A 12,396-nucleotide genomic window follows, 5' to 3' on the forward strand; every position below is an offset into this window, starting at 1 on the left:
GGCCGGGGTGCTCATGCACGGCCCGACCTACATGGCCAACCCGCTGGCCGCGTCCGTGGCCCCCGGGGGGCAAGGAGATCAGGGCGGTTTAGTAGTCCAGCAGCTTGCGGGCTTCGTCCGCGTGTAGCGGCAACGTTTGTTGATGAGTTTGGGCAACCCCTTGATCGTCGCGGTGTCGTGTCGATGAGTTCCACCAACACCGTCGCCCCACCCCGTTCGTCGTGTCGCGGAGCATGCCAAGGAACGTCGCAGGGGGTGCCGACCCCGCGTTCCAGATGTCTGGTGGGTCTCCTAGTCGGTGGGGGCAGGCTGGCGGCGGCGCAGGTGGTAGGCGGCGGTCAGGGCAAGCAAGATCGGGCCCCATGCAGCGATCGGGGTGACGGCGGTCTTGGCCAGCGCCTCCCACCAGATGTTCTCGTACGGGACCCCTTCGACGACTCCGGACCAGGTGAGTCCCATCATCACCGTCACGGACGTCAAGGCCAGTCCGCTGATCGCAACGGGTATGACCACCAGCATCGGCGGGACGCGCCTGCCCCCGACGATCGGGACCCAGGCGGGGAGAACCTCGCCCCACCGACTGACCAGGCCGATCGCCGCCAGCGCGGAGACCTCGGTCAAAATGCTGAGCCCGAACACGTACGGGATGGAGATCGCCAGGCGGGGCATGCCGATGTCCTGGACCTGTCCCATCGGGAAGTTGAACGCGAATGGCAACCGCCACATGCACGACGGCAGCAACAGCAGTGGCATCGCGTAGGCCAGCCGCAGAGCCCAGCGAGGGGTCGGCCGTTCGGTGTCGCTGGTGGCCGGGACCCTGTGAATCAGCTTGATCGTCATGTGCTTTAGATTGTCTGATCTGCGAATACAGCAGATCCCCCGCGATGGCGAAGCGGCTCCCCCGGACGGGTGAATCGGCGTCCCGCTCTCAACGACCGGCGGTTCAGCGGCGACGTACGGTGAATGATCGACCGGCGCGGCCACACCACGACACCCTCACCATGGACGCAACCGCATCACAGACCCATCTTTCAGCCCCACCCAGTGACCGCACCGATACTGAATCTCATCGGCAACGCCGCCCCCGCCCCACCCCCAAAGCAGCAAGCAAACGTTGCTGCTTCTCACGGTCGCAATCACCCGCAAAGCTGTGGGACTACGGCTGTTCTGGCCTCTGGCTCGTCCGGTGTGTGCGCGGGGTGGCGGGGGTATCACCGGGGTCCGATGCGACCGGAGGTGTATGGAGTGGCGCGGTTTCGGATCACGTTTCTTCGGCCGGTGGATGTTGGCGGGGAGTTAGTGCCGGTACCGCCGAACCTCCGAGGAAATTTCATGTTTGGTCGGTCGCTTGCTCAAGGAGCCCCACCGTGCCTCGTCCCGCCGTCACCGCCGTCGTCCGCCTGGCGCTCACCGCGCTGCTCATCGCCGTGCCCACGGCCGTCCTGCAGGCCGAAACGGCGTCGGCCGACCAGGGCGACGGACTGCGCCAGATCACCGACGGCCAGGGGCGGGCGCTGGTCCTGCACGGGCTCAACACCTCAGGAGACGCCAAGGGGCCGTCCGGCCTGCCCTGGATCGAACGCCGCAACGTCGTCGCCGAACGGCGGAACCTCGGAAGCAACGTCGTCCGGTACGTCCTGCAGTGGAAGAACATCGAGCCGAGCCCCGGCCGGTACGACGACCACTACCTGGACGAGGTCGCCCAGCGTGTGGCCTGGTACCGGGAGCAGGGCATCAACGTCGTCCTCGACATGCACCAGGACATCTACGGCCCGGCGGCCTGCAAGGGAGCAGGTGACGGCGCCCCGGCCTGGGCGACGATCACCGACGGCCTCCCCTGCACACCGCAGGACCCGTGGGTGCTCACCTACCTGCAACCGGCCGTGCTCCGCGCCTACGACAACTTCTGGAACAACACCGGCAAGCACCCGGAACTCATCCAGCGCTACGTGGCGATGTGGAAGCACGTCGCAACGCGGTTCGCCAAAGATCCGGCGGTGCTGGGCTACGACCTGATGAACGAGCCGTTCGGCGGGACGAAGCAGTTCGGCTTCTTCGAGGGGCCGGTGCTCACGCCCTTCCACCAGCGCATCGTGAACGCCATCCGCCAGGTGGACCACAACAAGTGGGTCTTCGTGGAACCGCAGGCACTCGGCGTCAACGAGGGTCTCGGCACCTCCCTGGGGCAGGTCCACGACCCGCGCGTGCGCGCGGCGTTGACCAAGCTCATCCAGCAGGGAGACCGTCGGACGGCCGGAACGGGCCTGACACGGTTGTCCGACCCGAGCTCACGGATGGTTCTCGCGGCCCACTTCTACCCTGGCGGCGTCGACATCGGCGGTGGCTACACCGGAATCTCCAAAACCCTCGTCCAAGCCGAATTCGTCCTCTGGCGCCAGAACATGACGGACGCGGCCCGACGCCTCAACGTCCCACTGTGGATCGGTGAGATCGGCGCCATGGCCTTCTCACAACCGGGAGCGGCGGACTTCACGCGCGACTGGCTGTCGATGAGCGATGACCTCCGGGTCGGCTGGGCCTACTGGTCGAACGACCCGCAGGCCCAAGGCTCCAAGGAGACCCTGGCTCCCCTCGACCGCGACGGCGGCCTGACCGAGGTCGGCAAGGTTCTGGCCCGTCCCTTCCCCCAAGCGGTCGCCGGCACCCCCACGAAGGTCTCGTTCACTTCCGGCGCCTTCACAGTGGCATGGCGTTCCGGCTCCGGCACGGCCGGCCCCACCGAGATCTGGCTCCCCGCAACCGTCTACCCGGGCACCCCCAAGGTGAGCGCCTCCGACAAGAAGCGGCGCTGGGATCCCGTCCGCCGCGTCCTGTCGGTGTGGAACGACCCGGCGCGCACCACTCACAGCGTCACCGTCACCCCGTCCTGACCAGCATCGATCCCCTCTCACCCAAACACCGTCGAAGCCGACCCGACCGCGATGGAAAGGAGACACCACCACCGTCCGCTACATCCTCGACCGTGGATGTCGGCGATGCCTTCGACCGGCACGCAACTCGTTGCACAGGGTGGATGCGGCCCTCGGCGGGCCCATTCCATCTGTCGCGGCCGTTCCTCGGTCAGCTCGTCAGGAAGTTGGGAGGGCCGTCCAAGTCGACCAGTTCGATGCCGGGAGCGTCCAGAACAACGTCGCCTGCCAAGTGGACGTGGTGGACCTCCCCGGTCGCCAGATCCGCTACCTCGTATTGCTCAACTGGCAGAGACCCGGTGTCGGCCTCATGCCTCGTCACGGAAGCGAGTCGCCAACGCCATGATTCGGTCAGAGTCGCCAGCGCGGCCCCGCTCACACGCACAAGCCGCACGTCCACCGCCGCCCCGTCCAGCAGGGCGTGGTGCTCACCGGCGCCATCCTCGGTGCCACTGGCAGGTAGGCCCTCCATGCCACTGGACGGTGGGCGCACCTCGGCCAAGTAACGCGCGACAACTATGGCGAAGGCCGGGGACTCCCCCAGGAAGCCTGACGCCTGTGCTGTGTGCTCTGTGGCGTCACGGGACGAGCCTGCGCGGACCCAGGCGGTCTCGCGTCCGGCAACGCCTCCGCGTAGCCACCAGTCCGGTGCGACGATTTCGGCGCGAATCTGCCGCCATCGCGCGTCCACGACGAGGTCGACGCGAGTCCCGTCCGTGCGGGACGCGACGTAGCGCCAGCCGCCGGGTCCGGGAGCGCATTGGAAACGCTCCTCGGTTCCGTCCTCCAGGTGCAGATAGGTTCCGCGCGGCACCGGTCGACGGTATCTCAGTCCAGGGCGACCTGAGCCAAGGCCACCCCGCCGAAGCCGCCCATGCCGCCCCCTCCCGGCCAAAGTTCATCCGGCCAAGTGCAGAAGGCTGAGCGCCCAGAGGGCTGGGAGTGCAGAGGGCTGGGAGTGCAGAGGGCTGAGCGCCCAGAGGGCTGAGCGCCCAGAAGGCTGGGAGCGCAGGAGGCTCGGGGCGCGGGGTGGGCGTTGGGGGGTGGGGTCAGGTTGTACCCAGGCGCCAGGAGTGGAGGTAGTCCTCCTGGTCGGGGGTCAGGGCGTCTATGGCTATCGACATGGAGGCGAGTTTGAGGCGGGCCACCTCGGTGTCGATGTGTTTGGGGACCTCGTGGACGGCAGGTTGGAGGGTGGGCGCGGATTCGGCCAGCCAGGCGCAGGTGAGGGCCTGGTCGGCGAAGGACATGTCCATGACGGCGGCGGGGTGGCCTTCGGCGGCGGCGAGGTTGACCAGGCGGCCTTCGGCCAGCAGGACGAGGCGGCGCCCGTCGGCGAGGATGTACTCGTCGGCCTGGGGGCGGACGCCGTGGTGGACGGCGACGGCGAGGTCGGCCAGGGCGCGGACGTCGATCTCGACGTCGAAGTGGCCCGAGTTGGCGAGGATGGCGCCGCTCTTCATGACCGTGAGGTGCTCGGCGCTGATCACGTCGCGGTTGCCGGTGACGGTGATGAAGACGTCGCCGACCGGGGCGGCCTCGGCCATGGGGAGGACGGTGTAGCCCTGGAGGGCGGCGTCCAGGGCCTTGACCGGGTCGATCTCGGTGACGACGACGCGGGCGCCGAGGCCGCGGGCGCGTTCGGCGAGGCCCCGGCCGCAGTAGCCGAAGCCGGCGATGACGATGGTCTTGCCCGCGAGGAGCGTGTTGGTGGCGCGGACGATGCCGTCCAGGGTGGACTGGCCGGTGCCGTACCGGTTGTCGAACATGTGCTTGGTGTCGGTGTCGTTCACCGCCACCATCGGGAAGCGCAGCGCGCCCTCGCGGGCCATCTGGTGCAGCCGGATCACGCCGGTCGTGGTCTGCTCGCAGCCGGCGCGGACCGTCCCGAGCAGGTCGACGCGTTCGGTGTGCAGTGTGTTGACCAGGTCGCAGCCGTCGTCCAGGACCAGGTCGGGGCCGGTCTCGAGGGCCTGGTGGATGTGCCGGTAGTAGCCCTCGCTGTCGATTCCGGCGCGCGCGAAGACCTGCGCGCCGTACTCGTGCACGAGCGCGGCGGCCACGTCGTCCTGCGTGGAGAGGGGATTGGAGGCGGCGAGCGCGACGCTCGCGCCGCCCGCCTGGAGGGTCCGGATCAGGCCCGCGGTCTCGGTCGTGACGTGCATGCACGCCGCGACGCGCAGCCCGGACAGCGGAAGCTCGGCCTCGAAACGCTCGCGGATCTGGCGCAGCACCGGCATGCTCCGGTCCGCCCACTCGATCCGCTTGACGCCCTCGTACGCCAGCGAGGCGTCCGCGACGTCGCTCATCCGGTCCCCCTCGGTGTCCGCCTCGATGTCCGCTGGATGCGACGGAGCCGCCGCGTGACCGGTTCCCCGGCCAGGCGCGGCGGCCCCAGGCTGCTTCGGACCCTATCCCGCGTCCCCGGTGGCGGCCTGTGCCGCCGGGCCTGTTTGGAGCAACTCCACAGGGACGCGGTCACCGGAGATCAGTAGCGGTAGTGCTCCGGCTTGTACGGGCCCTCGACGTTGACGCCGATGTACTCGGCCTGCTCCTTGGAGAGGGTGGTCAGCTTGACGCCCAGGGCGTCCAGGTGCAGGCGGGCGACCTTCTCGTCCAGGTGCTTCGGCAGGACGTACACGCCGACCGGGTACTCCTCGGTCTTGGCGAACAGCTCGATCTGCGCGATCACCTGGTTGGTGAACGAGTTGGACATGACGAACGACGGGTGGCCGGTGGCGCAGCCCAGGTTCATCAGCCGGCCCTCGGCGAGGACGATGATCGAGTGGCCGTCGGCGAAGCGCCACTCGTGCACCTGCGGCTTGATCTCGATCTTCTCGATGCCGGGGGTGCGGGCCAGGCCGGCCATGTCGATCTCGTTGTCGAAGTGCCCGATGTTGGACACGATCGCCTGGTGCTTCATCTGCGCCATGTGGTCGGCGCGGATGATGTCCTTGTTGCCCGTCGTGGTGACGAAGATGTCGGCGATGCCGACGACGTCATCGAGGGGCGCGACCTGGAAGCCGTCCATGGCGGCCTGCAGGGCGCAGATCGGGTCGATCTCGGTGACGATGACGCGCGCGCCCTGGCCCTTGAGCGCGTCGGCGCAGCCCTTGCCGACGTCGCCGTAGCCGCAGACGACCGCGACCTTGCCGCCGATGAGGACGTCGGTGGCGCGGTTCAGGCCGTCCAGCACCGAGTGGCGGCAGCCGTACTTGTTGTCGAACTTGGACTTGGTGACCGAGTCGTTGACGTTGATCGCCGGGAACTTCAGCGTGCCCGCCTTGGCCATCTCGTACAGGCGGTGGACGCCGGTCGTGGTCTCCTCCGTGACGCCCTTGACGGACGCGGCGGTCTCGGTCCAGCGGCCGGGGGCCTCGGCGATCGTGCTGCGGAGCGTGTCGAGGATGATCTTCCACTCCTCGGGGTCGTCCTCGGAGGCGGACGGGACGGCCCCGGCGGCCTCGTACTCGGCGCCCTTGTGGACGAGGAGGGTGGCGTCGCCGCCGTCGTCCAGGATCATGTTCGGGAAGGAGCCGTCAGGCCAGCGCAGGGCCTGGTCGGTGCACCACCAGTACTCCTCCAGCGTCTCGCCCTTCCAGGCGAACACCGGAACGCCCTTCGGGTCCTCGACGGTGCCCTCGCGGCCGACGACGATGGCCGCCGCGGCGTGGTCCTGGGTGGAGAAGATGTTGCAGGACACCCAGCGCACGTCCGCGCCGAGGTCGACCAGCGTCTCGATCAGGACGGCGGTCTGGATCGTCATGTGCAGGGAGCCCATGATCTTGGCCCCGCGCAGCGGCTTGGAGTCGGCGTACTCCTTGCGGGTCGCCATGAGACCGGGCATCTCGTGCTCGGCGAGCCGGATCTCCCGGCGGCCGAAGTCGGCGAGCGAAAGGTCTGCGACCTTGTAGTCCATGCTTCCGTTGCTCCTCTGTTGCGATCCTCGGACACGCCGTACGCGAGCGAGTCTAGGGGCGGTGCCACGCGTCGAGAACGCCGGGCCACGACTACCTGACACAAATTTGTCAGAATTGACCCCATGCGCATCACGGAGGCCGCCCGGCGGCTCGGCACCTCACCCCGCATGCTCCGCTACCGGGAACGGCTGGGGCTGCTGCCGCCGACCCGCGACGCGGGAGCGAGCGGCGGCCACCGCCGCTTCGGGGACGCCGAGCTGCGCGCCGTCGCGCTCGCCCTGGCCCTGGAGAAACGGTTCGACATCGGCCCCGCCGAGCTCGCCTTCGGACTGCGCGTCCTGGCCGAGCCGGAGGTGCAGGCACGCGTCCGTGAGCTGGGCGAACGCATCGGACGACTGTCCGCCCCGCCGGCCCGCGCCCTGGACTTCGAGAAGGAGAAGGCGTTGCGCCTGCTCCGCCGGCCCGGTCTACGCTCGGGCAGGACGCACCCCTGACACACCCCCCGAAACGGAGCAGACCGGCCAGGCATGAGGAACAAGATCCCACCGCTCGTGGGCGTCGCCGCCGGCGTCCTGCTGTTCTGCTGGGGCGTCTACCGGCTCGTCGCCGCGCCCGGCTGCGAGGGCACGCGCATGGGCCCGGACGACATCTGCCGGACGTCGACGCGCGGCCGCGTCCACACGCAGACGTACGAGGAGCGGAAGAGCTCGCTCCACATGTGGGGATATGTCCAGGTCGTCGGGGGTCCCGCGCTCTCCGGCGCCTGCCTGGTCGGCATGATCGTCTCGTCCCGCCGCCGCTCGTCCACCCCCGACACGCCTCAACCCGCCCCACCTCGACCCGGCTCGTCCCAGCCCGGCTCGTCCCAGTGGTAAGTCCCCGCCGAGGAGCTCCCCGTCCTATGCGCCATTTCCTGCACGCGTGGAGAATCACCACCCGCACCTTCACCGTCCTGCTGATGGCGCTCGCCGTCGGCCTCCTGCTCACCGTGGTCTCCCTCGGACGGGCCGACACCAAGAACACGCTCACCGGGCTCGGCGTCGCCGCCTTCGCGGCCGCAGGCCTGGTCTTTCTCTACTTCGCAACGTCCCCGAGCGGCTGCCCGTACTGCGCCCGTGCCCGTGCCAAGGCCACACAGGTCGCCCCTGGCGCTCAGCCCTCTCCGGGAGGTCAGCCCTTCCCCGCCGAGCAGCCTGGGCAGTACGCCCAGTCGGCTCCCCCGCCCAACGTTCAGCAGCAGTACGGACAAGCGCCCCAGGGGCAGCCGTCCGCCTACGGACAACCCCCGCACGGGCAGCCTCCCTATGGCGGGCAGCCGCCGCAGACTCCGCAGGGCGGATCTACTCGGACGGCGCGTTCTCGCCTGGGACGACCAGTCCGGACTCGTACGCGAGCATCACGGCCTGAGCGCGGTCGCGCAGGTTCAGCTTGGTGAAGACCCGGGCGACGTGGGTCTTCACGGTGTGCTCGCTCACCACGAGGCGCGCCGCGATCTCGCCGTTCGAGAGGCCCGCGGCGATCAGGACGAGCACCTCGGTCTCGCGCGCGGTCAGCGTGGACAGGGCGGCCGGCGGGGTCGGACGCGTCCGGCGCTGCTTGGTGAACTCGCGGATCAGCCGGCCCGTGACCTGCGGCGCGAGCAGCGAGTCGCCGCGCGCCACGACGCGGACGGCGGAGACCAGCTCGTCGGCCGTCGCGTCCTTCAGCAGGAAGCCGCTGGCGCCGACGGAGAGGGCCTCGTAGACGTACTCGTCGACGTCGAAGGTCGTCAGGACCAGGACGCGGGTGCCGTCGGTGTTCGGTCCGCCCAGGATGCGGCGGGTGGCCTCGATGCCGTCCATGCCGGGCATCCGGATGTCCATGACCACCACGTCGGGCGTGTGCTGCTCGGCCAGCCGGACCGCCTCACGGCCGTCCCCGGCCTGCCCGGCGACCGAGATGTCGGGTTGCGCGTCCAGCAGGGCCGCGAACCCGGCGCGCACGATCGTCTGGTCGTCCACCACCAGGACCTTGATCACGGCCGCGCTCCCCGTGTGCCGGCGACCGCACGGGCGGCCTGTATCGGACGAACCGGGGCGGGGCGGACGGGCGGTGGCGCGGGTACGGTCGCGCCGCGGCGGTCAGCGGCTCGTCCCTGGGTCACGGGCGGGGTCCTCCCTCGTCAATGGAAGTTCGGCCTCCACCACGAATCCGCCATCCGCGGCGTGTCCGGCGGAGAACCGTCCGCCCAGCATGGTCGCACGTTCCTTCATGCCGAGGAGTCCGTGACCGCCCCCGGACGGCACGTTCCCGCCCCCGGACGGCGGGTTCCCCGTTCCCGGAGCGGCTCCGGGCCCGGACGTCGCGTTCCCCACTCCGAACGGCGCGTTCACGGGCCCCGTCCCCGCGTTTCCGGGGCCGAACGCTTCGGGTCCGAGGTCCAGGACGGTGGTGTGGCCCGCCGCGTTCCCCGGGTTGAGGATCATCGTCCGCCCGTCCGCGCCCTCGTCGCGGACCCGGACGGCGAGCCGGTCGGGCAGGTAGGTGAGCTCGATGTGGACGTCCGCGCCGGGCGCGTGCCGCCGCGCGTTGGTCAGCGCCTCCTGGACGATCCGGTACGCCGACAGCTCGACCGTCGTGGACAGCGCGCGCGGCTGCCCCTGGACGACCAGGTCGGCGCGCCCGCCCGCGCCCTGGTGCTGGTCGACCAGCTCGGGCAGCCGGTCCAGCCGGGGCTGCGGCGCGGACTCGGCCTCCGCGCCCGCGTCGGCGCGCAGCACGCCGAGCAGCCGCCGCATCTCCACCAGCGCCTCACGCGCGGTCCGGGCGATCTCGGTGTAGCCCTCGCGGGCCTCCGGCGACAGGCTCTGCATCGTGTACGGCGCGGTCTCCGCCTGGACGGCGATCATGGACACCGAGTGCGCCACGACGTCGTGCAGCTCGCGCGCGATGCGGGCCCGCTCGCGCATCACGGCCTGCTCCCGCTGGACGGCGTTCAGCCTGGTCAGGGTCTCGTTGTTGCGTTCCTCGGCGGCGGCTTCGGTGCGTCCGGCCCGTTCCACCGTCCGGCGGGCGTCGCCGAGGCCGATCGCCGACAGGACGGCCACGACGGCCGCGGGCCAGGGGATGTCGTCGAGGGTGCCGGTGGCGAGGTAGACGACGGCGACCGTCACGACACTGCCCACGGCGAGCACCCCGGCGGACTGGCGCGGCAGCCCCCGGGCCAGGGCGTACAGCGTGTACAGGGCCGCCAGGACGGTCGTGACCAGCACTTCCTGCCCCGTGAGCAGGCTCGCGGCGAACGCGCCGAGAGCGACGGCCGCGACCGGGCGCAGGTACTCGCGCCGCCACACCAGCGGCAGCGTCGAGACGACCGCGAACCCGCCGGCGACGCTGATCGGCGTCCGCGCGCCCGGTGCGAGCTCCGCCAGCGCCGCGATCGTCAGCGCGAACCCGGTCAGCGGGGCGAAGTACCAGGATTCGGTGAAGTCCCGCCAGCCGTTGATCCACCGGGGCAGCGGCGCCGTCACCGTCGTCGAGGCCCCGCCGGGCGGACTCTGTACGCCCCCGGGATGAGGCCCGGGTACTCCTGAGGACGACGGGACGCGAGGTCCGTTGAGCCGGGCGGAGACGCGGTGGCCGAGGGGGCGCAGCACCGCGCCGAGGCCGGTCAGGATCCAGAGCAGCAGCTGGCCGACACCCGCGACGACCCGTCCGGACAGCAGCCAGGCGTGGCGCGCGAGGGCGGGGCCGAACGCGGTCGGCGGTGCGGGGTTCTCTGGCTGGTCGTCGCTGGTCACCCCTCCAGTGTGACCGCAGGAGGAAGTGCCCTGCCTCACCGTGCGGAGCCATGCGGAGGAGTCGTATCCCCCTGGAGAACGACATGCGTTCCCTCCCTGAGGGGGACGTCAGAACGACGGCGCCGGCCGTAATGTCTTAACCGTGACCGAAGCGGCCCCGCCGACATAGGGGGTTCGGCGACTGCCGAGGTCACGCAGATGCCGTCCGGTTTTCAGGGGTCCGGTCGGCGTGCATGGAAGGCGCCCCGCGTCGGCCGGCCAGCCTCCCTCCGGGGGCATCGCCGATCTTGCCTGGGCTGGGGTCGATCCGGCATCCGGCCGGCCGACGAGGGGAGCTGCCTTCCCCCTGATCTACGCGGCTTTTGCCCGCCGTTCCCGCGCTCCGCGCACGTCTCCCCGGACAATCGCTGTCCGGAGGGGACCCATGGTTTTTCAACGACACGGCGCACGCACGCTCACGTTCACCGCGTTCCTGCCCCCACTGGCCACGGCCGCGGTACTGGCAGCGCCTCCCACAGGCACGCTGCCCGCAGCGCCTCCCACAGGCGGGATACGTGCAGCGGATTCCACGCCCGCAGTGCTGGCGGCACGTTCCACGGCCATCGCGGGGACGGCGTCCTGCCCGCCGAATCCACGTCCACACACCGGCTCCTGTGCCCCGACGTCCGGATCGGCCGCGCGCCCGAACACCCGGGCGCATCGGAAGCAGGAGTGCCGGTGCTGGCGTTTCGTCCGCCCGGAGGGTCTGACGGGCGAAACCGCCCTGACCGGGATCAGCGCACCGTCCAGCGGGACGGGCTGGGCCATCGGACGAGCCGGAACCGCCCCGCTGGCCCTGCGCTGGACGGGCGCACGCTGGCGCCGGACCCCGCTTCCCCTGCCCGAGGGGACCGGTCTCGCCGCGATCTCCGCCGTCTCGGCGAACGACGCGTGGGTCGTCGGGACGAGCGCCGACGGCGACGCCCGGACCGTCCACTGGAACGGGCGGCACTGGACGCCCGGCGCGCTCCCGGCCTCCGGCGGCAGGCCGATCTCCGCCCGAGGCGTGACCGAGCGCGCTCCCGGCGACGTGTGGGCGGTCGGGAGCACCGGCGGATTCGCCGGGACCATGGCCGCGGCCTGGCACTTCAACGGACGGACCTGGACGGTCACGCCCACCGGCTCCGCCCCCGGCAGCACCCTGAACGCCGTCGCCGCGAATGCCGCCGATGACGCCTGGGCCGTCGGCAGCACCGGGACCCGCCAGCTCCTGCTCCACTGGAACGGCCGCTCCTGGGCCGCGACGACGCCTCCTCAGTCGGCCCCCGACGCGACGCCGTCCGCCGTGGCCGCGGACTCCGCGAACAACGTGTGGGCGGTCGGCGCGACCTCCACGGGCGCGCCGCTCGTCGAGCACTGGGACGGCCGTGGCTGGTCGATCGTCTCCGCTCCGCTCGCCGCCCCCGGCCGCACGGCCGCCAGGATCGGCCTGCCCGAAGCGGCGGGCGGAGCCACGGCCGTCGTGTCGGACGGCCGGGACGGGGTCTGGATCTCCGGCGCGGACGCCGGTTCCCGGCCCTACCTGGCGCACTACCGCGGGACGTCCTGGGACGTCTCCCGTCCTCCGTCGCCCAAGGCGGGGTCCGGCGGAACGTTCGCCGAGATCAGGGGGCTGGCCCTCGTCCCCGGCACCCCGGAGGTCCGTGCCGCCGGGGCCTTCAGAACCCCCGGCGACACTCGCTCGCAGGCCCTGACCTGGACCAACACTCCGCGCCCACGCTGACCGTC

General features: G+C 70.9%; 10 protein-coding genes. 4 read left to right on the top strand and 6 right to left on the bottom strand.

Annotation, left to right across the window (positions count from 1 at the left end):
• Positions 1–291: 291 nt before the first annotated feature.
• A complete protein-coding gene (locus tag AB0L06_RS03430; RefSeq protein WP_500229313.1) occupies positions 292–840 on the bottom strand; it encodes a hypothetical protein in 549 nt (182 codons plus the stop codon).
• Positions 841–1,367: 527 nt separating this feature from the next.
• Here AB0L06_RS03430 and AB0L06_RS03435 point away from each other — a divergent pair.
• Positions 1,368–2,891: a cellulase family glycosylhydrolase gene (locus AB0L06_RS03435; protein WP_500229315.1), complete on the top strand. Its 1,524-nt coding sequence runs from the start codon at positions 1,368–1,370 to the stop codon at positions 2,889–2,891.
• 190 nt (positions 2,892–3,081) lie between these two features.
• On the opposite strand, the gene AB0L06_RS03440 is transcribed toward AB0L06_RS03435, so the two are convergent.
• The 3 genes from AB0L06_RS03440 to ahcY (AB0L06_RS03450) all read right to left on the bottom strand — a co-directional run bounded on the left by AB0L06_RS03440 (position 3,082) and on the right by ahcY (AB0L06_RS03450) (position 6,849).
• Positions 3,082–3,744, bottom strand: a complete 663-nt coding sequence (locus AB0L06_RS03440) for a hypothetical protein (RefSeq protein ID WP_500229316.1) — start codon at positions 3,742–3,744, stop codon at positions 3,082–3,084.
• Positions 3,745–3,979: 235 nt separating this feature from the next.
• Positions 3,980–5,239, bottom strand: a complete 1,260-nt coding sequence (ahcY, locus tag AB0L06_RS03445; protein WP_500229317.1) for an adenosylhomocysteinase — start codon at positions 5,237–5,239, stop codon at positions 3,980–3,982.
• Positions 5,240–5,418: 179 nt separating this feature from the next.
• Positions 5,419–6,849, bottom strand: a complete 1,431-nt coding sequence (gene ahcY, locus AB0L06_RS03450) for an adenosylhomocysteinase (protein WP_500229318.1) — start codon at positions 6,847–6,849, stop codon at positions 5,419–5,421.
• 123 nt (positions 6,850–6,972) lie between these two features.
• Here ahcY (AB0L06_RS03450) and AB0L06_RS03455 point away from each other — a divergent pair, with 123 nt between their 5' ends.
• Entirely contained in the window at positions 6,973–7,344 is a 372-nt protein-coding gene (locus tag AB0L06_RS03455) for a MerR family transcriptional regulator (protein ID WP_500229319.1), read from the top strand.
• A 33-nt stretch (positions 7,345–7,377) separates the two neighbouring features.
• Positions 7,378–7,725 carry a hypothetical protein gene (locus tag AB0L06_RS03460; protein ID WP_500229320.1) on the top strand — a complete coding sequence of 116 codons (348 nt, stop codon included), beginning with the start codon at positions 7,378–7,380 and terminating at the stop codon, positions 7,723–7,725.
• 465 nt (positions 7,726–8,190) lie between these two features.
• Here the strand turns inward: AB0L06_RS03460 and AB0L06_RS03465 are convergent, their stop codons facing one another.
• Positions 8,191–8,868, bottom strand: coding sequence for a response regulator (locus AB0L06_RS03465; RefSeq protein ID WP_500229321.1), 678 nt, complete (start codon positions 8,866–8,868; stop codon positions 8,191–8,193).
• Positions 8,869–8,970: 102 nt separating this feature from the next.
• Positions 8,971–10,629 (bottom strand): sensor histidine kinase, encoded by a 1,659-nt coding sequence (locus AB0L06_RS03470; protein WP_500229322.1) that lies wholly within the window; start codon positions 10,627–10,629, stop codon positions 8,971–8,973.
• A 577-nt stretch (positions 10,630–11,206) separates the two neighbouring features.
• Here AB0L06_RS03470 and AB0L06_RS03475 point away from each other — a divergent pair.
• On the top strand, positions 11,207–12,391 hold the full coding sequence (locus AB0L06_RS03475; RefSeq protein ID WP_500229323.1) for a hypothetical protein: 1,185 nt from the start codon (positions 11,207–11,209) through the stop codon (positions 12,389–12,391).
• Positions 12,392–12,396 lie beyond the last annotated feature (5 nt).

This window comes from Spirillospora sp. NPDC052269, from assembly GCF_040679435.1.
Classification (GTDB): domain Bacteria; phylum Actinomycetota; class Actinomycetes; order Streptosporangiales; family Streptosporangiaceae; genus Spirillospora.